Source organism: Bacteroidota bacterium, assembly GCA_013696965.1.
Classification (GTDB): Bacteria; Bacteroidota; Bacteroidia; order JACCXN01; family JACCXN01; genus JACCXN01.
Genome location: JACCXN010000072.1, coordinates 37810 through 64508, shown reverse-complemented (window position 1 = coordinate 64508; position 26699 = coordinate 37810). Strand labels below are relative to the sequence as shown.

Genomic DNA, 26699 nt, shown 5'->3' with positions numbered 1-26699 from the left:
TATGTTAAATAGGATTAAAGAAAGAAAGGGAAATCAATACGATTCCCCTTTCTTTAAAGATAATTATAAATTAGTTTAATTCTCCAATAATTCCTTGATCTTTTTGTATTTATCGGCCTGTTGTGTACGGGCATAAAGTTGTTTTAAAGAAATCAAAGTATTTCTGTCTTTAGGATCAAGTTCGTGTGCTTTTTCCAAATATGGTAATGCCAGTGCAAATTTATCATCTGATTTTTTAATTTCCTTTGCATAAACAGCGTTATCTTTAATATTTTGTGATTGATCATTAATTTTTACAGCTTGGTTAAAATACAAGGCCCCTAAATTGTAAATAGCATCAAAATAATCAGGTTTTACTTCCAGTGCTTTTTTATATGAAGCCTCGGATTTGTTCATGTATTCAGTATATTCAGCTGGGGTTGGTTGAGTTTTCTCTTTATCAGGATTGGCAAGATTATCATAAACACTTCCAAGTGAAAAAATAAGAATATGGTTGGCTGGATCTGCCTGCACGGCTAATTCTAGATTTGAAATTGCTTCTTTTAATTTACCCTGGATTAAATAATAATTAAGTTCCTCAATTATCAGGTTTTTATCATCAGGAAAAGCGGTTCTTCCTTTTTTGATAACTTCCTGAGCTTTATCATCCTGTTTTAGATTTTTATGGATATTGGAAAGAAATATGTAGGTATTAGCCCCTCCGTATTTCAATTGGATTAATCTTTCATAATGAGCTATAGCTTTATCATTTAAATTGCCTTTTTCAGCAGCCAATGCAGCATTGTATAAGGCTAAAGTATCAACCTTATTAAGATGTCCTGCAACAATTACAGCCTCTTCAAAAGCATTTGCTGCATGTACGTACTTTTTATTCTCGAATTGCTCAACCCCAAGGTTTAAATATTGTATTTGAGCAATTGCCAATCGCTGCAATGTTTCTCTAGAATATTCCTTTTTTGAATCAAGTTCAAGTGTTTTAAGGTAAGATTTTACTGTTTCCTGAAGGTTTTTATCCTTAGTTTCAATTAAGGATGCTTCCTTACTCTCCACCATTGCATGATAAATCTGTCCCCTGTAATACCAGGTTTTTGAATTTCCCATTGTTTGTGCATGTTGGGTAGCCTCGTCAATTGCCGCCTTTGCATTCATAAGATCATCTAATTTGCCGCCCCTTTCAACATAATACTTATGGTAATTAAAAGCAGTAACAACCTTGTTATTTTGTGCAAAAGTAAGGGTGGTTGCAGCAGCAAGGATTGCTGAGAGGATTAATTTTTTCATAATTGAATTATTTGTTTTTGATTCCATAAAATCTTTTTTAATTCTTCCTTTATCTTAATAATTAAAAATTACAAACGTGGGTTTTTAATTTCAGGTGTTAAAGTTCTCACTTTTTATGCCATTTTCATAGTCTTTGAAAAATTAATACTAAAAAAGAGGCTGAATCCATAGATTCAACCTCTCTTTTAGTATTAAAAAGAATTATTCAACCTCTGGATTTTCTTCTTCTGATTCGTCTGTCTCAGGTTCATTTCCACTGGATCCATTATTATCAGGTGTTGTGTCAATTGATGGTCCTAAATCCACTACAATTCCATCATCAGTTACAATTATTTCCTGCTCCTCATCCTCATGGGGAACATTTGTAACTGCTGCTATACTTGCATTACCTTTTAAATTTATCAACCTTACCCCTTGTGTGGCTCTTCCCATTACCCTTAATTCAGAAACCGGTGTTCTGATTACAACACCAGACTTGGTAATAATCATCAAATCTTCCTCATCGCTTACAAGTTTAATTGCAATTAGTTCACCTGTTTTTTCAGTTACATTCAAGGTTTTAACACCTTTACCTCCACGGTTAGTAATTCTATAATCCTCTACATCAGTACGTTTTCCGTATCCTTTTTCAGATACAACCAAAACTGTAGATGTAAGATCAGAAACGCATATCATACCCACTACCGCATCTTTTTCATCCTTTAGCCTTACTCCTCTTACTCCTGATGCATTTCTACCCATTGGCCTAACTTTCTCCTCATTAAAACGGATTGCTCTACCAGAACGCAATGCCATAATAATTTCATTTTTACCGTTGGTCAATCTTGCCCCAAGTAAATGATCGCCTTCACGAACAGTAATGGCATTAATACCATTTACCCTTGGCCTGGAATAAGCCTCAAGTGTGGTTTTCTTAATCACACCTTTCTCGGTACACATAATTATGTAGTTATTTTTGATATATTCCTGATCAGTAAGATCCTTCACATTAATAAAAGCCTTTACCTTATCATCTGGCCCGATATTAACTAAATTTTGAATGGCTCTTCCTTTTGAAGTCTTAGTTCCTTCAGGAATTTCAAATACCCTTAACCAAAAACATTTGCCTTGTTCAGTAAAGAAAAGCATATAGTTATGGGCAGTTGCAATGAATATATGTTCAAGGAAATCCTCATCACGCGTGGCACTGCCTTTAGAACCTCTTCCTCCCCTGCTTTGTACACGGTATTCTGAAAGAGCAGTCCTTTTAATATAACCAAGATGAGAAATAGTAATAACAACAGCCTCATCAGCAATCATGTCTTCAATACGGAAATCATCAGCTGCATATACAATGTCAGTCCTTCTTTCATCACCATATTTATCACGTATTTCGATTAATTCTGTTTTTATAATTTCCATTCTTAGGCCTTCATTACCTAAAATTTCCTGGTAATAATTGATTTGCTTCATTAACTCAGCATGTTCTGCTTTAATATTATCGCGTTCAAGTCCGGTTAACTTTTGTAATCTCAAATCAAGAATAGCCCTGGCTTGGATTTCACTTAGCCCGAACTGGCCCATTAGCCCGTTTCTTGCATCTTCTGGGGTTCTTGAAGCGCGAATTAGCTTAATTACTTCATCTAAATGGTCAAGCGCAATTAATAATCCTTCAAGAATATGCGCCCTTTTTTGAGCTTCCTTTAGTTCGTATTGAGTTCTTCTTACAACAACTTCATGCCTGTGATCAACAAAATGAACAAGCATATCTTTTAAATTAAGCATCATTGGCCTTCCTTTTACAAGGGCAATGTTGTTAACACTAAATGAAGTTTGGAGTTGGGTGTATTTAAACAACTTGTTTAATACAACATTGGTAATTGCATCACGCTTAAGCTCATATACAATTCGCATACCGTCCCTGTCCGACTCATCGCGCATATCCGATATACCTTCAATTTTCTTATCTTCTACTAGCTCGGCTGTTTTTTTAATCATTTCAGCCTTATTTACCATATAAGGTATTTCGGTTACAACAATTTGATCTCTGCCATTTTCATTTTCAATATGAGATTTAGCACGCATTACAACACGCCCTCTCCCTGTTTCAAAAGCATCTTTTACCCCTTCATAACCATAAATGGTACCTCCGGTTGGAAAATCAGGAGCTTTAACATATTGCATCAATCCAGCTATGTCTATTTCCCTGTTGTCGATGTATGCAACTGTTGCATTTATTACCTCTGTAAGATTATGCGGAGGCATGTTAGTTGCCATACCAACGGCAATACCAGAAGCTCCATTAATTAACAAATTAGGAATTCGTGCAGGAAGAACTGTTGGTTCCTCGAGTGAATCATCAAAATTCAGCCTGAAATCAACGGTTTCCTTGTCAATATCTGCAACCATTTCCTCAGCAATTTTTTTCAATCTTGCTTCGGTATAACGCATTGCAGCAGGGCTATCACCATCAATTGAACCGAAGTTTCCTTGTCCGTCTACCAAAGGGTAGCGAAGTGACCATTCCTGGGCCATACGCACCATAGCATCATATACCGATGTATCACCATGGGGATGATATTTACCTAAAACCTCACCTACTATCCTTGCAGATTTTTTATGTGCACGGTTTGATAAAACACCAAGATCCAGCATTCCGTAAAGGACTCTGCGATGAACAGGCTTTAATCCGTCTCTTACATCAGGAAGAGCCCTGGAAACAATTACCGACATTGAATAATCAATGTAAGCGGTTTTCATTTCATCCTCAATATTTATATTGATAATTTTTCCTTCTTCTTCTGCCATGTTTTTATATTATTTTATTGTTTTTTATTAGCATAATGCAAATGTTCAGAAATCCTTATATTTGTATAAAATTTATAAGCTTTTTGAAGTTCCGAAAATAGTTAAAATTAATGCAGGCAATTGTGAAAATGCACTTAATTACTAACAAAATTCTGTTGATAAAAAGCCATTAATAAACTATTTCAAGAATAATTGTTCTTTAAATTTGAGTTGTTTTATTTTTAACTATATTTAACATACCTCAATCGTAAAAAGAACGTTTTAATTTATAATTAATCAAACACATTAATTAAAAAAATAGTATAATAAACAATAGAATAAAAAATTATGGATCAGAAATTTTCCCCACGTGTTAAAGAGGTAATTAACTTTAGCAGAGAAGAAGCTTTAAGATTAGGACATGATTATATAGGTACGGAACATCTCTTGCTAGGAATTATTAGAGAGGGTGATGGAATGGCTATAAAAGTATTGAAAAGTCTTAATGTTGATTTATCAGATTTAAGAAAAACTGTGGAACATTCAACAAAAGTAAACACAGGTAAAAGTCCTGCTGCAGGCAATATTCCATTGGTAAAGCAGGCAGAAAAAGTATTGAAAATCACCTACCTTGAAGCCAAATTGATGAAAAGTTCTGTGATTGGAACAGAACACTTATTGCTTTCTATTTTAAAAGATGAAGACAGCGTTGCTACCAGGTCACTTAATCAAATGAATATTACTTACGAACTTGTAAAGGAGGAATTAGATATTATGAATAATTTTAATCCGAAATCAGAAATGCCCGGAAATCAAGCTGATGATGATGATCCAGAAGAGTCTTCCGGTTTTTCAGGTGGTGCAAAAAAAGTGGCTGATTCCAAATCCAAGACTCCCGTTTTGGATAATTTTGGAAGAGATTTGACTAAAGCAGCAGATGAGGGAAGACTTGATCCTATTGTAGGTCGTGAAAAAGAAATTGAAAGGGTTTCTCAAATTTTGAGTCGCAGAAAGAAAAACAATCCTATTTTAATTGGAGAGCCAGGTGTTGGTAAATCCGCTATTGCAGAAGGTCTTGCTTTAAGAATTGTTCAAAGAAAAGTATCCAGAGTGCTTTTTGATAAGCGCATTGTTTCTCTTGATTTGGCTTCTCTTGTTGCCGGTACTAAATACCGTGGACAGTTTGAAGAAAGAATGAAAGCAGTAATGAATGAACTGGAGAAAAATCCTGATGTTATTTTATTTATTGATGAAATTCATACCATAATTGGTGCGGGTGGTGCTTCTGGATCACTTGATGCTTCCAACATGTTTAAACCAGCCCTTGCAAGAGGCGAAATTCAATGTATAGGAGCTACCACTCTTGACGAATACAGACAGTATATTGAAAAGGACGGGGCGCTGGAAAGAAGGTTTCAAAAAGTATTGATTGAACCAACCTCTGTTGAAGAAACCATACAAATTCTTCACAACATTAAAAGCAAGTACGAGGATCACCACAACGTTGTTTATACTGATGAGGCCATTTCAGCTTGTGTTACTTTAACACAAAGATACATTACCGACAGGCATCTGCCAGATAAAGCCATTGATGCCCTGGATGAATCAGGCTCACGGGTTCATATTAAGAATATTAATGTTCCAAAGAATGTTATTGAGATTGAAAAGAAAATTGAAGATATAAAAGAACAAAAAAACAAAGTTGTTAGAAGCCAAAAGTATGAAGAAGCAGCTCGTTTAAGGGATACTGAAAGACAGTTGCAAGAACAATTGGAAGCAGCAAAAAAAGCATGGGAAGAAGAAACACGTACACATAGAGAAGTTGTAAGTGAGGACAATGTTGCAGAAGTTGTTTCTATGATGAGTGGAATTCCTGTGCAACGTGTGGCACAGAATGAAAGCAATAAGCTTTCAAAAATGATGGATGAGATGAGGGAGGCAGTTATTGGACAGGATGAGGCTTTGAAAAAAGTTGTAAAGGCTATTCAACGAAATCGTGCCGGACTTAAGGATCCTAATAAACCTATTGGTTCTTTTATTTTCCTTGGCCCTACCGGGGTTGGAAAAACACAACTTGCTAAAGTGCTTTCAAGGTATTTGTTTGATAATGAAGATGCACTCATTAGAATTGACATGAGTGAGTACATGGAAAAATTTGCCTTATCAAGGCTTGTTGGAGCACCTCCGGGATATGTAGGTTACGAAGAAGGCGGACAACTTACTGAAAAAGTAAGAAGAAGACCTTATGCAGTTGTATTGCTGGATGAAATTGAAAAAGCACATCCTGATGTTTTCAACCTTTTACTGCAAGCTCTAGATGACGGACAGTTAACAGATAGTTTAGGTAGAAAAATTGATTTTAAAAACACTATTATCATCATGACCTCCAACATTGGCTCTCGTCAATTAAAGGATTTTGGACAAGGAGTAGGATTTTCTACTTCGGCTAAACAAGGGGGATCTGAAGTTTATGCTAAAAATGTTGTAGAAGGTGCATTGAAAAAAGCATTTTCACCTGAATTCCTTAACAGGATTGATGATATTGTGATGTTTAACCATTTGTCCAGAGAGGATATTCATAAAATTATTGATATTGAATTAAATAGCTTATTCAAAAGAATCCTTCAACTAGGTTATGAAATTAAAATTTCAGAAGAAGCTAAAGATTTCATTGCTGATAAAGGTTTTGATGAAGCATTTGGTGCTCGTCACTTAAAAAGGGCCGTTCAAAAATACATTGAAGATCCACTTGCAGAGGAAATAATAAAATCAAATCTTGCTGAAGGTGATTCTATTCTTGTTGATTTTGACAAGGAAAAAACTGAAATTTCAATTAAAATAACTAAACCTAAAAAAAGAAAAACTAAGGCGGATGATGAGAAAGAAAAAGATTAGTTTTAAGATTTAATTCAAATAGGTATAAAAAAGAAACCCGGCCATTTGGACCGGGTTTCTTTTTTATACCTATTTTGATTATCGTATTTTATCTGCTTCTCCCCTATTTATTTGTACCAAAATGGTTCATTACTTCCTCACTTATCCCTGTATTGGAAAAACCACCATCATGCATCAAATTTTGCATAGTTACATAACGTGTGAAGTCTGAGAACATAGAAACACAGAAATTAGCACAATCTACTGCCGGAGCATTTCCTAGAGGAGACATTTTATTAGCATAATCAAAAAACTTTTCAAAACCCTTCACCCCGCTTCCAGCTGTTGTAACTGTTGGAGATTGTGAAATGGTATTAACCCTTATTTTCCTTTTTATGCCATAATGATACCCAAAGCTTCTTGCAATAGATTCAAGTAGGGATTTTGCATCTGCCATATCATTATAATCCGGAAAAACTCTTTGCGCTGCAATATAACTTAAACCTAAAACAGATCCCCAATCATTAATAGCATCAAGTTTCATAGCAGTTTGTAATACCTTATGAAAGGACAATGCCGAAATGTCAAGGGTTTTAAGAAAAAACTCATAATTACTATCTGTATAATGTCTTCCTTTTCTAACATTTGGTGACATTCCTATTGAATGCAACACGAAATCTACCTTCCCCCCCATTTGTTCCATGGATACTTTAAAAAGGTTTTCCAAATCTTCAACCGAGGTGGCATCAGCTGGAATAACTGTTGTTTTACATTTTTCAGCCAGTTGATTTATAGCTCCCATTCTTAACGCTATTGGGGCATTTGTTAATGTAAATATTGCGCCTTCCTCATAAGCCCTTTCTGCAACCTTCCAGGCAATGGATTTTTCATCAAGCGCTCCGAATATTATTCCTCTTTTTCCTTTTAATAAATTGTTAGACATAGTTTTATGATTTTTTGTATAAAAAATGGATTTTCAAATATAGATTAAAAATTAAAAAGATTACATTTTTATATGCAATTTCAGTATATTAGAGGCATAAGCTCATCAGAAAATAGATTAAATACTTAAATACAAGAATATGTTTTTTCTTATTATATTAGGAATAACCCTTGCATTGCTTGCTCCTGCTTTATATAAATTTTCCAAAAGGCTAGCATTGGTAATGTTTTCCTTTTATCCATTGCTTTTTTTAATTTACCTGCTTATTCTTTTACCCCAAATTATTAAAGGCGATCCTGAAGTTGAGTTTTATAATTGGGTACCTGTTTTGCAAATTAATATTTCTTTTTATGCAGATGGCCTAAGTATACTGTTTGCTATTATGATTACTTTCATCGGTTTCCTGGTTATGCTTTTTTCCAGTGAATACATGAAAAATGACAAGCATGCTGGAAGATTTTATTTATTTATTCTGCTTTTCATGGCATCCATGCTTGGACTTGTTTTGGCAGGGAATATTATTTGTTTATTTATTTTTTGGGAAATTACAAGCATTAGTTCCTTTTTTCTTATCGGACATAAACATCAGGATGAAGATTCCAGAAAATCGGCCCTTCAAGCTTTGCTGGTAACAGCTGGTGGAGGCTTATTGTTGCTTGCAGGAATGATAATTCTGGGTGAGAGGATAGGAACTTATGAACTTTCAGAAATGTTGAATAATTCTCAGTTTATTCGCACTGATGGGGCTTACGTTCCAATTTTACTTTTGGTTTCTATTGGAGCATTTACTAAATCAGCTCAGTTTCCTTTTCATTTTTGGCTGCCAAATGCAATGGCTGCACCAACTCCTGTTAGCGCATACCTTCATTCAGCAACAATGGTTAAGGTGGGTATTTATTTACTTGCAAGATTGAGCCCTGTTTTAGGGGAAACTGTGTTATGGAGTAATCTATTGATGAATATTGGTGCTATAACAATGCTTACAGGGGCAATAATGGCAGTACTTCAAACTGATATGAAAAAAATTCTGGCCTACTCAACTGTTAGCTCATTGGGAATGCTTGTACTGCTTATAGGTATCGGAGGGGAAGTTGCTATTAAAGCTGCAATGTCCTTTTTAATTATTCATTCCCTTTATAAAGGCGCTTTGTTTTTGGTAGTAGGAAATGTAGATTATTTAACTACTAGTAGGGATATTTCAAAGCTTGGAGGACTGTTTAAATATATGCCGTTAGTAGGCCTGGCAGGAATTTTTGCTGCCTTATCTTATTCAGGTGTACCGCCTTTAATAGGGTTTATTGGAAAGGAATTAATTTACGAAGCTGCTATTGCAGTTGGCGAACAAAGCTCTTATTTTTTCATTGGACTTGCTGTTTTATCAAATATACTACTTGTTGTAACTGCAATTCAAGTTGGCATCAAACCTTTTATGGGTAAAACTTCTGCCCCTAAGCTTCCTTTAAATGTTCCTTTTTTACTTTGGTTTGGACCCGCTGTTCTAGCCCTGGCAGGCCTTTTTGCAGGTGTTTTTCCTCAAGTAGTGGCTAATGTTTTCATTACTCAATCAGTTAGTGCTATTTTGAATGTTAAAACACAAGTGCAATTAGAGCTCTGGCATGGATTAAATGTAATGTTGTTTTTAAGTGTGTTGACAGTAACCTTAGGGGTTGGTTTGTATTTTCTTAGGCTTTACAGACTTAAAAAAAATCCATATTTAAACATTCTTTTTAATATAGGGCCTGAAAAATGGTATGAACAATTAATAAATGCTTTGCTTAAATTTTCCTGGCTTCAAACAAAGGCAATTCAAAATGGATATTTAAGGCATTACCTTTTGGCTATAATATTGTTCTTGCTGCTTTTATTAGTAATTACCCTATTCATGTATATTTCCCCTCCAATTGAATTTTATCTTAAAGATCTAATGATCTACGAGTTTTTTCTTGGAATTACCATTGTTATAGCATCAATTTCAATTGTTATTACAAAATCAAGATTAATGGCCGTAGCCTCCCTTGGTCTTGCTGGTTATGGGCTTGCGCTGATATTTGTACTTTTTGGCGCTCCTGATATTGCAATGACTCAGTTCACAATTGATACGCTTACAGTTATTCTTTTTGTTTTGATACTTTATAAACTCCCAACATTCTCAACAATGTCAACTATTTATGTGCGCATTAGGGATATGCTCATTGCACTCACAACCGGAGCTTTACTCACATTTATAATTTTCTATGTTTCAGCAAAGCCCTCAGATGCGGGATTAAGAACTTTTTTTGCACAAAATAGTTACTTGCTTGCAAAAGGAAGAAATGTAGTAAATGTAATTCTGGTTGATTTCAGAAGTCTTGATACACTAGTTGAAATTACTGTATTAGCGGTTGCCGCAATAGGTGTTTATGCCCTTTTAAAACTTAAGCTTGATGAAAAACAATGATAAATCCGTTTTTAACCAATTCTATTTTATAACCGCAAATATTTAACTTTAAGACAAAATTTTAAACAGTTCGCCATTTTTTAACAAGGATAAACTTAACTTTTAATAATGAAATCAAAATTATTTACAACAGCTTCTAGGTTTTTGTTACCATTGCTGCTATTGTTTTCAATTTTTTTATTGATAAGAGGGCACAATGAGCCCGGTGGTGGATTTGTAGGGGGATTGGTAGCTTCAACTGCATTTGCTTTATATACAATTGCAAATGGAGTAAAATATGCAACTGCTACATTACAAGTTAAACCGGGAATATTCATTGCAACAGGATTAAGTTTCGCAGTAGGCTCAGGTATTCTGCCCTTGTTTTTTCAATTGCCGTTTTTAACTGGATTATGGTCAGATTTTCATATTCCAGCCTTCGGAAAACTTAGTACCCCATTGTTGTTTGATGTTGGTGTTTTCCTTGTTGTATTTGGAGTTACCAATACTATTGTTTTTTCACTTGCAGAAGATTAAAAAGTATGAATTTATTTTTAGCCGTTATCGTTGGAATACTCTATGCCGGAGGAATGTATATGATGCTTAGAAGGAGTATAGTTAAACTTATTATTGGTTTAATTTTGCTTTCACATGGCGCAAATTTATTTATTTTTGTTATCAGTCGTATTACCAGAGGAACGCCACCGCTTATTGAAGAATCTTCTGAAGTTCTTAAAGAACTTTACGCAGATCCTGTTCCGCATGCACTTATTTTAACAGCTATAGTTATTAGTTTTGGTGTACAAGCTTTTGCAATTGTATTAATTAAAAAAGTTTATCAGGGATCTCAAACAGATGATTTGGATGAATTAATTACAACGGATCAGGAATTAATCGAATTCGGAGAATGAATAGTTATATAAGTATTATTCTTCCTATAGTTGTACCTTGTATTGTGGCTATTTTATCCATTTTTTTCTGGTGGAAACAAAAAATACAGCTATGGTTAAACATTTTTGGCGCATTGATTTTTCTTGGAACAACTGTTAATCTTTTTCTTCAGGTAAATCATTTTGATATTATCACTTTTCAGTCAGGCAATTGGCCTGCCCCTTTTGGAATAACACTCGTAGCAGATTTATATAGTGCAATTATGATTCTTGTTACAGGAATTCTTGGGTCAGGGGGTGCAATATACTCAATGGTTAGTATGGATAAGCAAAGGATAAAATATGGTTTTTTTCCATTATTTTATTTTTTAATGATGGGTATTTCAGGCGCCTTTTTAGCTGGTGATTTGTTTAATTTATATGTCTGGTTTGAATTAATACTCATCACTTCGTTTGTTTTAATAGCTTTAGGAAGTGAAAAGGCGCAGCTTGAGGGAGCAATTAAATACGTTACTCTGAATTTATTTGCATCCATAATGCTGTTAACTGCTGTTGGGATGATTTATGGAATTACCGGTGCATTAAATATGGCTGATATTGCTGTAAAAGTGGCCGCCTTTGAAGATAAAGGAATAATAAACATTGCGGCTGTATTATTTATTATTGCATTTGGAATAAAGGCCGCTGTTTTTCCATTGTTTTATTGGCTTCCTGCATCTTACCATACCCCTCCCATAGCAGTTTCTGCCATATTTGCGGGTTTGCTTACCAAGGTTGGTACATATGCTTTAATTCGCATTTTTACCCTTATTTTTATCCACGACATTGATTTTACACATTTCATACTCCTGGTAATTGCTGGTTTTACCATGGTAACAGGTGTCTTGGGTGCAGTGGCACAATCAGAAATAAGGAGGTTGCTATCTTTCCATATTATATCCCAAATAGGATATATGATTATGGGACTAGCCATTTTCACCCCCCTTGCACTAGCTGGGGCTATTTATTTTATGTTTCATAATATTATTGTTAAAAATGCTTTATTCCTGGTTAGTGGAATTATTTATAAAATAAAAGGGCATTATCAATTGTATTATCTTGGCGGATTGTACCAGGCTTTCCCCTTTCTTTCCATTTTGTTTCTGATTCCGGCACTTTCACTTGCTGGTGTACCTCCACTTTCAGGATTTTGGGGAAAATTTATACTTATGAAAGCGGCCATTGAAACGGAACAATATGCAATTCTTGCCATTTCCTTAATTGTAAGTGTTCTAACATTATTTTCTATGATTAAGATATGGACTCAGGCTTTTTGGAAAACTACTCCTAAAGAAAGCCTCAATACTATTGGAAATTATCAACAATTTAATTTTATGAAAAAAGCAATGATATTTGGACCAATAATCTGGTTATGCATCTTAATAGGTTTGATTAGCTTTGGTGCTGAAACTGCCATTTCAATTGCACAAAGAGCAGCAGAACAATTAATGGATCCTCAGATTTATATAAATGAGGTTTTAGGAAAGTAAGTTAAATAATTATAAATTGTATTTTTTAGAACTAAGTGTAGACTGAATTTTTAATTTGAGAATAAAAAGAGATTTAATTTAAGAACAAAATAGTTGGTTTCAAGAATTTACCAGAATTATTATGAGATCCTTTTTAACTAACATATTACTGACTTTTGTTTGGGTTGTTTTAACAGGGGAGTTTATTTATCAAAACTTTATTTTGGGTTTTGCAATGAGTTTCTTTGTGCTGTGGATATCTACAGGTTACGGAAAGTCATCCCGTTATTTCCCCAGGTTAATCAGTGCTTTCGGATTGATTTTTTACTTTATACGGGAATTGTTAAAAGCTAATGTATTAGTTACTTATGATATTATAACTCCAAAATTTAAAATGCAACCTGCAATCATTGCAGTCCCCTTGTCAGTTGAATCGGATTTAGAAATAACCTTGCTTGCAAATCTTATAACCCTTACCCCTGGCACCTTAAGCATTGATGTTTCTGATGACAAAAAAATAATATATGTTCATACTATGTATTTGGTTACCCCTGAAAAATTTATTGAGCAAATCAAATCAGGCCTGGAAAGAAGGCTATTGGAGGTTTTAAGATGAATCTACTATTAATTGAGAATTTATCTGTTATCGTTTTTTTACCAATTATGGGAATTGCCATCATGCTAGTTGTTATACGGTTTATAAAAGGACCTAGTTTAACTGATAGGGTTGTTGCTTTGGATTTACTGGTAACAATTGGAATAGCCATTATTTCTGTTTACAGCATTGCCACTGGCCAATCTGCCTATCTGGATATTGCAATGATACTTGCTTTAATAGCATTTTTGAGCACAATTGCATTTGCCTATTATCTTAAAAGAAGGGGGACTGAATGATTTCTACAATTACAACCCTTGTTTTCTTAATTCTGGGAACATTTTTTATCCTTACTGCATCTATTGGAATATTACGCATGCCTGATGTGTATTTAAGAATTTCTGTTGTTACCAAAGCCGCTACCCTTGGCGTAGGATTTATGCTTATTGGCCTTGCCGTTCATTATGAAAATTTCGCTATTACAACCAGGGCCTTGGCAATTTTACTCTTTGTATTCCTAACAGGTCCTGCTGCAGCTCATATGATTGGCAGGGCAGCCTATTTTATTGGGGACCCACTTTGGAAAAAAACGGTTGGAGATGAATTAAAAAACAGATACAATAAGCAATCAGAGAACTTGGCAAGCTCAGACGAACAAGCTCATCAAAATGAATTGGACATGAAAGAAAAAAAATAAGTTGGATCAATTAAAAATCCAATTAATATTGATCGGGCTTAATTCTGTCTACCTGATCTGCTATTTCCACAGCAGTAGAAACAATTTTTTCATCCTTATCAACATTTGCCGGATTTATTACGATTTCATTGCCATTTCTCCACACCTGTAGTTTGTATTTTCCATCTTTTGATCGCCATACTATTTTGTTATCCCCATCTTCTGAATAAATAATGGTTTCCATAGCAATATCAATCTGATGTTTTACATTACACTCGTCTACAACTACCTTAATTGTGATTTCATTGGTTTCCATAACTGATATATTTAGAAAAGCAATTTACAAAAAGAAAGGCAATAAAGAAAAAATGAAGGAAAAGTTTATTTTAAATAAAGGGCAATAAGGCCTTCGGGAGTCTCTGTTATCACCTCTTTTTGAATTCTGTCAACTGATTTGATGATTTCATCATTAACCGGAATAAGAATTTCCTTGTTATCCTTAAAAACCTGCAAAACAGCCTGATTAGGGAAATCAAGAACTTGTTTTACAATACCAACAACACCAAAATTTTTATCAACTACAGTGAAATCAACTACTTCATGGTAATAAAATTTATTGCCATTTAAAGCAGGAAGAACACTTAAAGGCAGATAAAGTTCTTTACTTAAAAGTCTTTGTGCTTGTTCAAGGTTATCAACTCCGTCAAATCTTACAACAGCAAAGCCCTTGTCTTTAACATCAATTTGTTTAATAAAAAAAGGAATCAGTTGTTCATCTATTTCAATGAAAACTGATTCCAATTCTTTGTATTCCCAAGGATTATCAACATCTAATTTAATGCTGAGTTCACCTTTATATCCATGTAATTTTACCGTATGTCCAAGATAGAAGCAATCTTTCTTGTGCATACCTTTAAATTAAGCTTCTGGACTGTTTTCTTCTGCAGATTCTGCTTTAGGCTCTGAAGTTGTTTCTTCAGCTGGAGCCTCTTCAACGGCTACTTCCTCAGCAGGGGGCGTGTTTTTCGCAGCTATTTTGGCAGCTTTTGCCTCCCTTGAAACTGATTCTTCAGCCAAACGTTTTTTAGTAGCTTCTTGTTTTCCAGAAGACAATTTGTCTTTTTTACCAGTAATTCTACCTTCTTTCTCCTCTAACCACTTCTCAAACTTAGCATCAGCCTGCTCTTCAGTTAAAGCGCCTTTTGCAACACCCTTTGCAAGGTGATATCTGTAAAGAACACCTCTGTAAGATAACATTGCCCTACAGGTATCTGAAGGTTGTGCTCCGTTTTTAAGCCAGGTTAAAGCTTTGTCAAAATTAATGTCGATTGTTGCCGGATTGGTATTCGGGTTGTACGTGCCTATTTTCTCGATATATTTTCCATCACGAGGTGCACGACCATCGGCAATTACAATATGGAAAAAGGCTTGCCCTTTTTTACCATGTCTTTGTAATCTGATTCTTGTAGGCATTGTTAATTAAGTTTTTAAGTTAAATAATAGTTTACTCCCTTTTTTTGGGTGTGCGAATATCGTAAAAATTTATATAATATTAACGCATGTTCCGCTAATTATTTTAAATTTAGCTATATTTCCACAAAAATAGTATATGGATCAATCTATATCAGAGAAGAAAATTTGTTTGAATTGTGAAAAGCCAATAGATGATAAAGATTCTTACTGTGGGCAATGCGGGCAAAAAACAACTCCTGCCAAAGTTCCCATAATTCATTTTATCCAGGATTTTTTAGGAGATTACTTTTCCTATGATTCAAAAATTTTTAAAAGCATTATTCCCCTTTTTGTTAACCCCGGGCATTTAACACTTGAATATATAAAAGGAAAAAGAGTTAAATTTATTCCTCCTTTCAGAGTTTTCATTATTATTTCTGTTGCTTTTTTTCTATTGTTTTCTTCTCTTAACAATCAGAAAAGCAGTTTTATTGAGTTTGAAACTACTACTAATAGCGGTTTAAACGACAGTTTGCCAAATAAGAATGAAAATTATGCTCATACTGAAAACAAAAAAGTTGTTCATTCAAATGAACCAGGAAATAAAGCTGTGGTAAAATTAGATTTTGGAAATGATTTTAATATTGGTTTCAATATTGATTCTACAAGAAACTTAATTTCCAAAGTTGGTTTTGATACTTATATAGATTCAATTAGACCGAATGATAGTAAATATGAGAAGTTTATAGTTAAACAACTGATAAAAATATTTATTGATGATCATTCTAAATTTACTGAAGTTGTAGTTAACTTCTCTTCAAAATTAATTTTCCTGATGCTACCCTTTTTTGCATTGTTACTGAAGTTTATTTATATAAGAAAAGGAAAATACTTTTACGAACATTTTATATTTTCCCTTCATTTTCACACATTTATTTTCAGCTATTTAATTATAAACCTGCTTTTTGTGCACTATGTATTTGATTTTTCATTCTCTATTTCAATTCTGCTGCTTTTAGTTTATCTTTTCATGGCAATGAAAAAGGTATATGGTGAAAGTTACAAAAAGACAATTTCAAGTTTCATAATGCTTTCATTGAGTTACCTGTTATTGTTTATCCCCTTATTTTTTCTCCTGTTGTTATTCACTTCGCTTGTTTTTTATTAAGTACCTATTGCAATTGAGAACGTTTTAATTTTCTCCCAATTTACCGAAATGGGCAATTTGCTGAAACATTTCATTACAGAAAGGTACAAAGAAGAACAGCTTTTTTATCACTTAGGCTGCCCAATATTTATGGAGTAGAAATAAGGGTATTAAACCTGCCAGTAAAAAGAAATTGAAACGCGTTTTCCCAAGGATTTTGTGATATCCATTAAAGAGAAAATGGGACTCCTGAAATTCCCTTGTGTATTCACAGAACAAGGTGTAGCAATGCTATCCAGTGTATTAAAAAAGTGAAGCAGCTATAGAAGCAAACATACAAATTATCAGGATTTTCACCCGGATACGTGAATTGATCATAAATGAAAAGGACGTACTGTTAAAACTGGAAAAGAAAATGATTAAAAACGATGGAGGACTAAGGAAACAGGGAGAAGAAATTCAAACCATTTTCAGGGCCATAAAGCAACTTATAAGGCCTCCGCAGGAGTTAAGGTAGAAATAGGGTATTAAAAACATATTAAGTTTGGATATTACACTAAAACCGAGTCGTTTTTTCAGCGTAAAATTGATGTTACGGTTGGGCCCGGAAGGGGATCTGCTGCTGGTTCAGCAGTTGCTTATTGCGGAGGTATTACAAATATTGATCCCATAAAATACAATTTACTTGTTGAAAGGTTTTTAAACCCCGAACGTGTTTCCATGCCCGATATTGATACCGATTGTGATGATGAAGGCCGTGGAAAGGTAATTGATTACGTGTTGTATTGGCATACCAACTGCTAGATTAATTTAAACCGAAAAAACTAAAAGGACAAGTTTTCAATACTATAGGAGTATATATTTTTGTACTGGTTGTTTTATGGTAAATATTATTGGTTTTCAAAGTAAACTTTTATTTTTTCAGTTTTAAGCCTGGCTTGTAACCACTGTCCAATTTTCTTTTTATCAATACTATTTATATTTCCCTTTGTATTAAATGCAACTATTTCCATTTGGTTTGAATTTACCAAAGTATCATTAAACAACAAGGTGCTGGCATATGAACAACTTATTATTTGGGGATATAGGTTCTTTATCTCATAGTATATTTGTTTTCCTAATAATTTGCTCTGGGAAATGCTGTCAACACGGTTTTCATTTAACTTTAGTAAAGTATTTAATCTGTTCATTTCAGCTTTAAGGGTTTCTACCTCACTATTTTTGTTGTTAATTAAATCAAAAGATAACCCTTGCTGAAAAATAATTTTTGCATTATCAATGGAGAAATCTTTGGCTTTTTCTTTAATTTTTTCCTTTTGATCGTTATTCATGTTTGCCCCTCCATAAACTAATATAATCTTTTTGCTCTTAGGATCAATTTCATTTTTCAGCAGGTAATTACCCTCTACAATGCTAATATTCCTTACATAATTAGTTGCATTAGCCAAGAATTTTTCTTTTTGAACAAGAACGTAACCAAAATAAATACTTGGAATTAAGATTAAAATAGTAACTAAAGAAATCCATCTGTTTACTTTTGTTCTTTGAGAATCTAAAGATATTGTTCGGATAGGAAATTTTAATATTTGAGATATGAAAACAGAGGACAATGCGATAAAAACTGTATTTATTGTGAATAAATAAATTGCCCCAATAAAATAATAAAAATTACCTGTTGCCAATCCAAAACCCGCAGTGCATAATGGAGGCATTAAAGCAGTAGCAATTGCTACTCCTGGAATTACATTTCCTTTATGTTTACTACTGATAGCAACAATACCAGCAAGGCCGCCAAACAATGCTATTAACACATCATAAATAGTTGGACTTGTACGAGCCAAGAGTTCTGATTGAGCCGTAGAAATTGGACTTAAAGCAAAGTAAGTTGTTGATGCAACGAGACTTGCGACAACTGCAAAAGCGAAATTTTTAAGTGATCTTCTGAATAAAGGAAAATTATAGGTTGCAATACTGTATCCCATGCCATTGATTGGGCCCATTAAAGGGGAAATAAGCATTGCACCAATAATCACAGCCGTGGAATTCATATTCAATCCAATGGATGCAATAATTATTGCAAATATTAAAATCCAGAGATTTGTACCCTTAAATACTATATCTTTTGAAATATTTTCATGGATAATATCAAAGTCATCAAGTTCAGTCTCAAGATTAAAATAATTTAAAGCTTTTCTTATAAAGACAATTCTTTGCATAATTTTCCAATTATTATTTTTGAAATTTTAAAATGTTAATCAAATTTAGTTTGAACATCAATAATTTAATCATTTCAATTAGAAAGAATTTAAGTATAACGCTTTTTTAGATAAATTAACAAATACTGTTTTCTTTAAATTCACTTTTCTATAATTTCACAGCTTTTGTGCTCCAAAATTAAATTTTAAAATGGAGAAGATATTTTTGTTAAAAAGCACTTTTAAGCTTCACAAACATAGTACTTTTATTCAATTATCTTCATTTTTTAAACTTTAATTTACAAGTCGCATATTGGTTTATTGGATTGATGATACTGCTATTTAAATATAAATTAAGTTTAAATTTTTTACGTTTAAAGTTTTTAACAACAGGCTAAGGCCTCTGCTTTTTTCTTAATTTTACATTTGCAATTTTTAAACCTTGTTCCAATTTCAGGAGCGACAAATATTTCCTTAAATGCCTGATTTTTCTCATTTACATGTTCATACTCAGTATTCATTGTTGGATGGTGCTGCTGATATTTCCGGTTTATTCAAAAAGGCCAAAGAAGACAACATGAAAGCAGTTGCCATAACAGATCATGGCAATATGTTTGGGGTGTTTAAATTTGTTGCAGAGGCAAGTAAATACAATGTAAAACCAATAGTTGGATGCGAATTTTATCTTGTTGAAGACAGATTTAAAAAAAATTTCACAAAAGAACAAAAAGATCAGCGTTACCATCAGTTGTTAATTGCAAAGAATGCCAATGGATATAAAAATTTAAGCAGGCTTTGTTCTTTGGGCTATATTGATGGCTTATACAGCAAATGGCCCCGAATTGATAAAGAGCTTATTTTACAATACCACCAGGACCTTATTGCAACAACTTGTTGCCTTGGAGCTGAAGTGCCTCAGGCAATTATGAATAAAAACGAAGCCGAGGCAGAAGAACTTTTTAAATGGTGGCTCGATATTTTTGGTGAGGATTATTATGTGGAATTGCAGCGTCACGGAATGGAGGAACAGGAAAGGGTAAATGCAGTATTGTTGAAATTTGCGAAAAAATACAATGTTAAAATTATTGCTTCCAACGATTCCCATTATATTGAACAAGAAGATTCAGAGGCTCATGATATATTATTATGTGTGAATACCGGGGAAAAGAAATCAACTGAGATTGGTCATGGCAGGGATAGGCGGTTTGGTTTTCCTAACAATGAATTTTTCTTTAAGAACCAGGCAGAAATGAATACCTTATTTGCCGATATACCTGAAGCAATTGACAATACAAATGAAATTGTTGACAAGGTTGAAGTTCTAAAATTAAAGCGAGATATTCTTTTACCTAATTATCCTATTCCTGAAGAATTTTCAGGAGCTGATGAATTTCTTAAACACTTGACTTTTAAAGGCGCCAAGGAAAGGTATAAAGAAATTACACAGGAAGTAGAAGAAAGAATTAACCATGAGCTATTCATAATTAAAACCATGGGATTTGCAGGCTACTTTCTTATTACACAAGATTTTATTAATGAAGCCCGTAAAATGGATGTTGCAGTTGGGCCCGGAAGAGGATCTGCTGCTGGTTCAGCAGTTGCTTATTGTGTAGGTATTACAAATATTGATCCCATCAAATACAATTTGCTTTTTGAAAGGTTTTTAAACCCCGAACGTGTTTCCATGCCCGATATCGATACCGATTTTGATGATGAAGGCCGTGGAAAGGTAATTGATTACGTGGTTCAAAAATACGGAAGAAACCAGGTTGCTCAGATTATTACTTTTGGAACAATGGCTGCAAAATCATCCATTAAAGATGTTTCAAGAGTTCTTGATTTGCCTCTTTCCGAAGCAAACCTGTTGGCAAAAATGGTTCCGGATGGTGCAGGTGTTACTTTAAAGAAAGCTTTTGAGGCAAAAGAATTTGATGACATCAGAAAGGGAAATGATTTAAGGGGTGAAACGCTAAGACTTGCCGTAAAACTTGAAGGTTCGGTGCGCAATACCGGTATTCATGCCGCAGGAATCATTATTGCTCCCGATGATATGTTAAACTACATTCCTGTTTCAACTTCTAAGGAAACTGATTTATTGGTTGCCCAGTTTGATGGAAAATACATTGAAAGTGCTGGAATGCTTAAAATGGACTTTTTAGGTCTCAAAAATTTAACAATTATCCGTGATGCTATCAGGCTTATAAAGAGCAATAAAGGGCAAATAATAGATATTGATAATATTCCTTTGGATGATGAGAAAACCTATCAGATGTTTCAAAGAGGGGATACTGTTGGTATTTTTCAGTTTGAGAGCGATGGAATGAGTAAACACCTTGTTGATTTAAAACCCAATAACATTGAAGACCTTATTGCCATGAATGCCCTTTACAGGCCAGGTCCAATGCAATTTATTCCTAATTTTATCAACAGGAAACACGGTAGAGAAGAAGTTTCTTATCCACATGAATTGCTGGAACCAATACTTAACTATTCCTATGGAATAATGGTTTACCAGGAACAAATCATGCAAACAGCTCAAATAATGGCTGGCTATTCCCTTGGCCAGGCAGATTTGCTTCGAAGGGCAATGGGTAAAAAAGACCATAAAGAAATGGAGCGCCAAAGCCTTATTTTCATTGAAGGCGCACAAAAAATACACAATGTTCCAAAAGATCAAGCCAAAGAAATTTTTGCCATAATGGCCAAATTTGCTGAATATGGTTTTAACCGATCCCATTCGGCAGCATATTCAGTTGTTGCATATCAGACTGCTTACCTTAAAACCAATTATCCGGCCGAATATATGGCCTCTGTTCTTACTCATAACTTGAGCAACATTGATAAGATAAGTTTTTTTATGGAAGAGTGTAAAAGAATGGGGGTTTCAGTGCTTGGTCCCGATGTGAATGAGAGTGAATATATGTTTACGGTAAATAAAAATGACCAGATCCGGTTTGGATTAGGTGCAATTAAAGGAATTGGAGAAGCGGCTGTTGAAGCTCTTGTTAAGGAGCGCAAAAAAAATGGGCTTTATGCCGATATATTTGACCTTGTAAGGAGGGTTGATTTAAAATCTGCAAATAAAAAATGTTTTGAAAGTCTTACTTTTGGTGGCGCCCTGGATTCATTGGGTACTTTTAACCGTGCTCAATATTTTTACCAGGACAATGCCAACGCTGCTACATTTCTTGAGAAAATAATCCGTTATGGGAACAGTTGTCAAGAAAACGATAGTGCAGCCCCAAATCTTTTTGGAGAAGCCTCATCAGTTGATATTGCCCTTCCACAAGTGCCAATTATTGAAGAATGGCCCACATTAAGAAGGCTTTCCCGCGAAAGAGAAGTCATTGGAATTTATATATCCGGTCATCCACTCGATGATTTTAAATTAGAAATTGATACTTTTTGTAATGTTCAATTAAATCAACTTGGAAATTTAGAGGAGGTAAAAGGCAGGGATGTGGCCATAGCAGGCATTGTAACTGACTTTATTCACCGCACCACTAAAATGGGCAAACAATTCGGACTTCTAACGGTAGAAGATTATACTGGTTCCTTTCAGTTTGCATTGTTTTCAGAGGATTATCTGAACTTTCAGAAATATATGATAAAAGATTGTTTCCTATTTGTTAAAGGGAAAGCTCAAAACAGGAAATGGGGAGCGCCAGAACAGCTCGAATTTAAAATACATACTATTCAGCTGTTAACCGATGTAAAAGATAATTTGGTCAAAAACCTTAATTTGAAAATTGCATTGTCAAATATCAATGAAGATTTAATTGAAAAGCTTGATCAGTTAATTCGAAAAAATTCCGGAAAATGCAGGTTGAATATCACTGTTTATGACCCTGTTGAGAATATTAAAATTGACATGCCTGCCAAACAGTTAAAAGTAAACCTGGAAAAAGAATTTCTAGATGAAATGAAATCCTGGAAAATTATTGATTTGAGTTTGCAATAATAATTTATATTAAATGCGTTTTTATATTTAAAATCAGACTATTTTTTGGGAGAAGACAGTAAATTATATACTTTTACAACTATTAGTAAAATAAACATTCATTATAAAAATAAAACATAAATTATGGCTTTAGAATTCACAGATGCTAATTTTGAAGAAACAGTATTGAAATCAAATCAGCCTGTTTTAGTTGACTTTTGGGCAGAATGGTGCGGTCCATGCAGAATGGTTGGGCCAATAGTAGAGGAACTTTCCAAGGAATACGAAGGGAAAGCAGTAATTGGAAAATTAGATGTTGATAATAATCCTGGTATTTCTGCACAGTTTGGTATAAGAAACATTCCAACTATTTTGTTTTTTAAAAACGGAGAAATTGTGGATAAGCAAGTTGGAGCTGTGCCAAAATCTGTGCTTGCAGCAAAAATTGACGCCCACCTTTAGACTTTAAATCAATTTGATAATTCGCCAATTCGATAATTAATACTAAATTGAATTGTTGTAAGTTTATTATTAAGACTTAAAATAATTGTGATTTTAAAAGGAAAATTACAATTGGCGAATTAACAAAATTGATTGACTTAAAATGGCAAGCATAGACCTACACCAACTTCAGCAGTATTCCCATCTTGAACTACTCTCCAAACAAGTTGTAGAAGGTTTTATTACCGGTTTGCATAAAAGTCCTTTTCATGGTTTTTCAGTTGAATTTGCTGAGCACCGCATTTACAATACCGGTGAGTCAACAAGGCATATTGATTGGAAATTATATGCCCGTACAGAAAAATTATTTATAAAGCGCTTTGAAGAAGAAACAAATTTAAGATGTCAGTTAATCATTGACAATTCCTCTTCAATGTATTATCCCTTGAAGGAATCTTTAAAGGATAACCAGTTTAGTAAAATCCATTTTTCAATATATTGCGCAGCCGCACTCATTGAACTCCTTGGAAGACAAAGAGACGCAGCCGGCTTAAGTGTGTTTTCCCAGGATGTTGAATTGCATACTCCGTCCAAATCAACTTCAATGCATCATAAATATCTTTTTGATCAAATGGAGCAATTGCTGGAAGATAAGCCGGATAAAAAGAAAACATTTGCAGTTCAGGCATTGCATAAAATTGCTGATAATATTCATCGCCGCTCATTGGTGATAATTTTTAGTGACATGATGGAAAGTTCAGCTTCCAAGGATGATTTATTTTCTTCCCTTCAACATCTCAGGCATAATAAACATGAGGTAATACTGTTTCATGTTACAGATAAAAAGAAAGAACTAGATTTTGAATTTGAAAACCGACCCTATCAATTTATTGATGTTGAAACTGGCGAGGAGGTAAAAGTCCACGCAAACGAAGTAAAGTCAAACTATTTGAAAGCTATAAAAGAATACAATAAAGAGTTGATGTTAAAGTGTGGTCAATATAAAATAGAATTTGTAGAGGCAGATATTGGTGAGGGTTTTAATCAAGTGCTACTCCCCTATCTTATAAAGCGATCTAAAATGCTTTAATTTAGAAGGATTTTGGCAAAAGAAAAAGTTTAAAAAAATATTTTTAATTATTTTTCTTTTTCTTTGTGGTATTAAAAAAAATAAACTACTTTTGCCGCTCTCTAAAACCAATTAAGGGAAAATTGTTCTTAAAAATAATGAGTTTTAAACTCTTAAAAATAGTAAAAACGGTCCGGTAGTTCAGCTGGTTAGAATGCCTGCCTGTCACGCAGGAGGTCGCGGGTTCGAGTCCCGTCCGGACCGCAAAAGGAGTCGCAGAAATGCGCTCCTTTTTTTGTTTCTGAGTGTTTTTCAGCGTGTTAGGTTGTGTATGTTTTAGGGTTGTGTGGTAGGGACTTCACAAATTACTACACAAACGAAAACGCAAACTACACAAATGATTACTTTTACTTCTATTGAATTTTTAAACTTCAAAATCCCTTTTTTTGATAATTTAGGTGAAGAAAAAATCATTTACAATACAATTGCATATTGTCATAGGCAACTCTATATCCAAGTTTTACAGCTTTACTTAAATCAAAACAAGCGCCATCCTTATCCCCCATTTCAAATTTTACCATACCTCTGCTATTGTATGCCTTTTCAAAACCAGGTTTGAATTCGATGGCAATTGTAAAGTCCATAATTGCTTCTTCGTATTCACCAAGGTCTTTTTTTACTAATCCCCTGTTATAATAGGCAAGTGCATAATCCGATTTTATTTCTATTGCATTATTAAAATCACTTAATGCTCCTTTGTAATCTTTATTGATGTGCCTTAGCAAACCCCTTTTATAATAACCAACCATTGACTTTGGTTTTAAGGTTAATGCCTTATCATAATCTGCAAGAGCACCTCTGAAATCACCCAGTTCAGCTTTTGCCATTCCTCTTTGTGAATATGCCTCAGAATCATCTGGTTTTAATTCAATAGCATTGTTGTAATCCATTATTGCGAGTTTGTAATCTCCCATTATATGTCTTACCATACCTCGGTTAAAATAAACATCTGCTCCATCAATTTTCATCATTATTGCTTTATTGTAATCCTCTAAGGCTTTCTTATAATCATCAATGTCACAATATGCGTTTGCCCTGTTGTTGTAAGCCATTGCATTTCCTGGATTTAGTTTTATGCACATATTGTAATCCTCTATTGCACCTTTTGTATCACCTAGTTGATTTCGTGCCAAAGCCCTGTTGTAATAAGCTTCGGCAGAATTTCCCTCAATTGCCAGGGCCTTATCAAAATCTCTCATTGCAGATTGTATATCATTCAATTCGCTGTATGTACTACCACGGTTACTATAGGCTATGGCAAAATCAGGATTTAATTCAATTGCTTTATTGTAATCTGCAAGGGCACCTGCATGATCCTTAAGTTTTGCTTTAACCATGCCTCGGTTGTTGTAGGCAAGTTCATTGTTTGGATTTAACCTTAATTGAATTGTATAGTCTTTAAGAGCTGCATTATAATCTTCAAGTTTTAGGTAGGTATTCGCTCTTTTTTGATAAACTTCCTCATAATCAGGCTGTAGTTCTATCGCCTTGCCAAAATCATAAAGGGCTTCCTGAAACTTTCCCTGCTCGTAATTAAATGTTCCCCTTCGCACAAAGTCCTCAGCATAGCTGGGGCTTTTTTCAGTTATTTCATTCTTGTCTTCTGGAAGTGATTTTATGTTAGATAGTTTATTCTGTATGCTGTTTTTCTTTTGTGCAGCCTCAGAAATAGTTGGATCAATACTTAGTGCTTTTTCATAATCTAACATTGCTCCTTCAAAATCCTTTAGTTCAGATAATATATTTGCTCTGTTGCAGTACACTAAGGCATTATCAGGATTCAAACTAATAATTTGATTGTAATCATCCAAAGCTTCTTTAAATTTTTTGTTTATCACATAAACTGTTGCTCGAAGTTCAAGTGCAGGAGTATAGCTTGGTTGAATTTCTATTGCAGCAGTAAAATCATCAAGAGCTCCATTTAAATCTTGTAATTTCATTTTCAGTTCTCCGCGTTTAATAAGAACCATATTGTCATTGGGGTTTATTTTTAGAAATTGGTTAAGGTCTGCAACAGCATCTTTAAATTCTTTTTGGGTTTCCTTCACAATAGCCCTGTTCAAATATGCATCAGCAAACATTGGTTTTAACTGCAAAACTTTGTTGTAATCTTCTATGGCAGCATCATAATCTTTGAGGCTATTTAATGAATTTGCTCGCAAATAAAAAGCTTCGGAATTATTTGGATCCAATTCAACAGCTTTTGTGAAATCAAAAATAGCACCCTTATAATCCTGTTTATCCATTTTTTGTTTCCCTTTTCTTATATAATCAGCACATTCGTTTTCATGTGTAATTTTCAGTTTTAAAGGCAAGTGAATTGGGTTGGAATAACCTGTAAAAACAATTAATAACAAACTCATAATTAATATTTCATTTACTATTTTCCCAGTACGTGTTTCCTTAAATAGCTTAGTTGCCATAAATCGAATATTTAATTCTCTTT

General features: G+C 34.0%; 20 protein-coding genes, 1 tRNA gene and 1 pseudogene. 14 read left to right on the top strand and 8 right to left on the bottom strand.

Annotated elements, in window-relative coordinates:
- Positions 1–75 precede the first annotated feature (75 nt).
- Together H0V01_11095 and gyrA are read right to left on the bottom strand one after the other, a co-directional pair.
- Positions 76–1281, bottom strand: a complete 1206-nt coding sequence (locus H0V01_11095; GenBank protein ID MBA2583915.1) for a tetratricopeptide repeat protein — start codon at positions 1279–1281, stop codon at positions 76–78.
- Between the two features lie 201 nt (positions 1282–1482).
- Complete coding sequence (gene gyrA, locus H0V01_11090) at positions 1483–4068, bottom strand: DNA gyrase subunit A (GenBank protein MBA2583914.1); 2586 nt, start codon at positions 4066–4068, stop codon at positions 1483–1485.
- Between the two features lie 327 nt (positions 4069–4395).
- Between gyrA and H0V01_11085 the strand changes: the two genes are divergently transcribed.
- Positions 4396–6942 (top strand): ATP-dependent Clp protease ATP-binding subunit, encoded by a 2547-nt coding sequence (locus H0V01_11085; protein ID MBA2583913.1) that lies wholly within the window; start codon positions 4396–4398, stop codon positions 6940–6942.
- Positions 6943–7045: 103 nt separating this feature from the next.
- Here the strand turns inward: H0V01_11085 and H0V01_11080 are convergent, their stop codons facing one another.
- Positions 7046–7864, bottom strand: a complete 819-nt coding sequence (locus tag H0V01_11080; GenBank protein MBA2583912.1) for an SDR family oxidoreductase — start codon at positions 7862–7864, stop codon at positions 7046–7048.
- 139 nt (positions 7865–8003) lie between these two features.
- On the opposite strand from H0V01_11080, the gene H0V01_11075 reads away from it, so the two are divergent.
- The 7 genes from H0V01_11075 to H0V01_11045 all read left to right on the top strand — a co-directional run bounded on the left by H0V01_11075 (position 8004) and on the right by H0V01_11045 (position 13970).
- Positions 8004–10301, top strand: a complete 2298-nt coding sequence (locus H0V01_11075; protein MBA2583911.1) for a putative monovalent cation/H+ antiporter subunit A — start codon at positions 8004–8006, stop codon at positions 10299–10301.
- A gap of 108 nt (positions 10302–10409) precedes the next feature.
- On the top strand, positions 10410–10817 hold the full coding sequence (locus H0V01_11070) for a Na+/H+ antiporter subunit B (GenBank protein MBA2583910.1): 408 nt from the start codon (positions 10410–10412) through the stop codon (positions 10815–10817).
- 5 nt (positions 10818–10822) lie between these two features.
- Positions 10823–11191 carry a Na+/H+ antiporter subunit C gene (locus H0V01_11065; GenBank protein ID MBA2583909.1) on the top strand — a complete coding sequence of 123 codons (369 nt, stop codon included), beginning with the start codon at positions 10823–10825 and terminating at the stop codon, positions 11189–11191.
- The gene (locus tag H0V01_11060) at positions 11188–12699 is read left to right on the top strand and encodes a Na+/H+ antiporter subunit D (GenBank protein ID MBA2583908.1); all 1512 of its coding nucleotides are present in this window, start codon (positions 11188–11190) and stop codon (positions 12697–12699) included. Before H0V01_11065 ends, H0V01_11060 begins: the two co-directional genes overlap by 4 nt.
- A 121-nt stretch (positions 12700–12820) precedes the next feature.
- Complete coding sequence (locus H0V01_11055; protein MBA2583907.1) at positions 12821–13294, top strand: Na+/H+ antiporter subunit E; 474 nt, start codon at positions 12821–12823, stop codon at positions 13292–13294.
- Positions 13291–13572, top strand: coding sequence for a cation:proton antiporter (locus H0V01_11050; protein MBA2583906.1), 282 nt, complete (start codon positions 13291–13293; stop codon positions 13570–13572). Before H0V01_11055 ends, H0V01_11050 begins: the two co-directional genes overlap by 4 nt.
- Complete coding sequence (locus H0V01_11045) at positions 13569–13970, top strand: monovalent cation/H(+) antiporter subunit G (GenBank protein ID MBA2583905.1); 402 nt, start codon at positions 13569–13571, stop codon at positions 13968–13970. Before H0V01_11050 ends, H0V01_11045 begins: the two co-directional genes overlap by 4 nt.
- A gap of 22 nt (positions 13971–13992) precedes the next feature.
- Here H0V01_11045 and H0V01_11040 read toward each other — a convergent pair whose 3' ends face one another.
- The 3 genes from H0V01_11040 to H0V01_11030 all read right to left on the bottom strand — a co-directional run bounded on the left by H0V01_11040 (position 13993) and on the right by H0V01_11030 (position 15422).
- On the bottom strand, positions 13993–14265 hold the full coding sequence (locus tag H0V01_11040; protein MBA2583904.1) for a hypothetical protein: 273 nt from the start codon (positions 14263–14265) through the stop codon (positions 13993–13995).
- A gap of 65 nt (positions 14266–14330) precedes the next feature.
- Positions 14331–14858 (bottom strand): 16S rRNA processing protein RimM, encoded by a 528-nt coding sequence (gene rimM, locus H0V01_11035; GenBank protein MBA2583903.1) that lies wholly within the window; start codon positions 14856–14858, stop codon positions 14331–14333.
- Between the two features lie 9 nt (positions 14859–14867).
- Positions 14868–15422, bottom strand: coding sequence for a 30S ribosomal protein S16 (locus tag H0V01_11030; protein MBA2583902.1), 555 nt, complete (start codon positions 15420–15422; stop codon positions 14868–14870).
- 136 nt (positions 15423–15558) lie between these two features.
- Between H0V01_11030 and H0V01_11025 the strand changes: the two genes are divergently transcribed.
- Entirely contained in the window at positions 15559–16569 is a 1011-nt protein-coding gene (locus H0V01_11025; protein MBA2583901.1) for a DUF3667 domain-containing protein, read from the top strand.
- 558 nt (positions 16570–17127) lie between these two features.
- A pseudogene (locus H0V01_11020) lies at positions 17128–17331 on the top strand (hypothetical protein).
- A gap of 107 nt (positions 17332–17438) precedes the next feature.
- Here the strand turns inward: H0V01_11020 and H0V01_11015 are convergent.
- Positions 17439–18764, bottom strand: a complete 1326-nt coding sequence (locus H0V01_11015; GenBank protein ID MBA2583900.1) for a DUF389 domain-containing protein — start codon at positions 18762–18764, stop codon at positions 17439–17441.
- Positions 18765–19221: 457 nt separating this feature from the next.
- Between H0V01_11015 and dnaE the strand changes: the two genes are divergently transcribed.
- The 4 genes from dnaE (at position 19222) to H0V01_10995 (ending at position 24457) form a co-directional block, all read left to right on the top strand.
- Complete coding sequence (gene dnaE, locus H0V01_11010; protein MBA2583899.1) at positions 19222–22704, top strand: DNA polymerase III subunit alpha; 3483 nt, start codon at positions 19222–19224, stop codon at positions 22702–22704.
- Between the two features lie 123 nt (positions 22705–22827).
- Positions 22828–23145: a thioredoxin gene (gene trxA / locus H0V01_11005; protein MBA2583898.1), complete on the top strand. Its 318-nt coding sequence runs from the start codon at positions 22828–22830 to the stop codon at positions 23143–23145.
- Between the two features lie 142 nt (positions 23146–23287).
- The gene (locus H0V01_11000) at positions 23288–24214 is read left to right on the top strand and encodes a DUF58 domain-containing protein (protein MBA2583897.1); all 927 of its coding nucleotides are present in this window, start codon (positions 23288–23290) and stop codon (positions 24212–24214) included.
- Positions 24215–24383: 169 nt separating this feature from the next.
- Positions 24384–24457, top strand: a tRNA-Asp gene (locus H0V01_10995).
- Between the two features lie 206 nt (positions 24458–24663).
- Here H0V01_10995 and H0V01_10990 read toward each other — a convergent pair.
- Positions 24664–26676, bottom strand: coding sequence for a tetratricopeptide repeat protein (locus H0V01_10990; protein MBA2583896.1), 2013 nt, complete (start codon positions 26674–26676; stop codon positions 24664–24666).
- Positions 26677–26699 lie beyond the last annotated feature (23 nt).

Excerpts from the sequence above, each read along its gene's own strand:
- H0V01_11080 (MBA2583912.1), bottom strand. The coding sequence starts at position 7,864 with ATGTCTAACAATTTATTAAAAGGAAAAAGAGGAATAATATTCGGAGCG.
- H0V01_11050 (MBA2583906.1), top strand. The coding sequence starts at position 13,291 with ATGAATCTACTATTAATTGAGAATTTATCTGTTATCGTTTTTTTACCA.
- trxA (MBA2583898.1), top strand. The coding sequence starts at position 22,828 with ATGGCTTTAGAATTCACAGATGCTAATTTTGAAGAAACAGTATTGAAA.
- H0V01_11025 (MBA2583901.1), top strand. The coding sequence starts at position 15,559 with ATGGATCAATCTATATCAGAGAAGAAAATTTGTTTGAATTGTGAAAAG.
- H0V01_11040 (MBA2583904.1), bottom strand. The coding sequence starts at position 14,265 with ATGGAAACCAATGAAATCACAATTAAGGTAGTTGTAGACGAGTGTAAT.
- H0V01_11045 (MBA2583905.1), top strand. The coding sequence starts at position 13,569 with ATGATTTCTACAATTACAACCCTTGTTTTCTTAATTCTGGGAACATTT.
- rimM (MBA2583903.1), bottom strand. The coding sequence starts at position 14,858 with ATGCACAAGAAAGATTGCTTCTATCTTGGACATACGGTAAAATTACAT.
- gyrA (MBA2583914.1), bottom strand. The coding sequence starts at position 4,068 with ATGGCAGAAGAAGAAGGAAAAATTATCAATATAAATATTGAGGATGAA.
- H0V01_11095 (MBA2583915.1), bottom strand. The coding sequence starts at position 1,281 with ATGAAAAAATTAATCCTCTCAGCAATCCTTGCTGCTGCAACCACCCTT.
- H0V01_11065 (MBA2583909.1), top strand. The coding sequence starts at position 10,823 with ATGAATTTATTTTTAGCCGTTATCGTTGGAATACTCTATGCCGGAGGA.
- H0V01_11030 (MBA2583902.1), bottom strand. The coding sequence starts at position 15,422 with ATGCCTACAAGAATCAGATTACAAAGACATGGTAAAAAAGGGCAAGCC.
- H0V01_10990 (MBA2583896.1), bottom strand. The coding sequence starts at position 26,676 with ATGGCAACTAAGCTATTTAAGGAAACACGTACTGGGAAAATAGTAAAT.
- dnaE (MBA2583899.1), top strand. The coding sequence starts at position 19,222 with ATGCCTGATTTTTCTCATTTACATGTTCATACTCAGTATTCATTGTTG.
- H0V01_11070 (MBA2583910.1), top strand. The coding sequence starts at position 10,410 with ATGAAATCAAAATTATTTACAACAGCTTCTAGGTTTTTGTTACCATTG.
- H0V01_11075 (MBA2583911.1), top strand. The coding sequence starts at position 8,004 with ATGTTTTTTCTTATTATATTAGGAATAACCCTTGCATTGCTTGCTCCT.
- H0V01_11055 (MBA2583907.1), top strand. The coding sequence starts at position 12,821 with ATGAGATCCTTTTTAACTAACATATTACTGACTTTTGTTTGGGTTGTT.
- H0V01_11085 (MBA2583913.1), top strand. The coding sequence starts at position 4,396 with ATGGATCAGAAATTTTCCCCACGTGTTAAAGAGGTAATTAACTTTAGC.
- H0V01_11060 (MBA2583908.1), top strand. The coding sequence starts at position 11,188 with ATGAATAGTTATATAAGTATTATTCTTCCTATAGTTGTACCTTGTATT.
- H0V01_11000 (MBA2583897.1), top strand. The coding sequence starts at position 23,288 with ATGGCAAGCATAGACCTACACCAACTTCAGCAGTATTCCCATCTTGAA.
- H0V01_11015 (MBA2583900.1), bottom strand. The coding sequence starts at position 18,764 with ATGCAAAGAATTGTCTTTATAAGAAAAGCTTTAAATTATTTTAATCTT.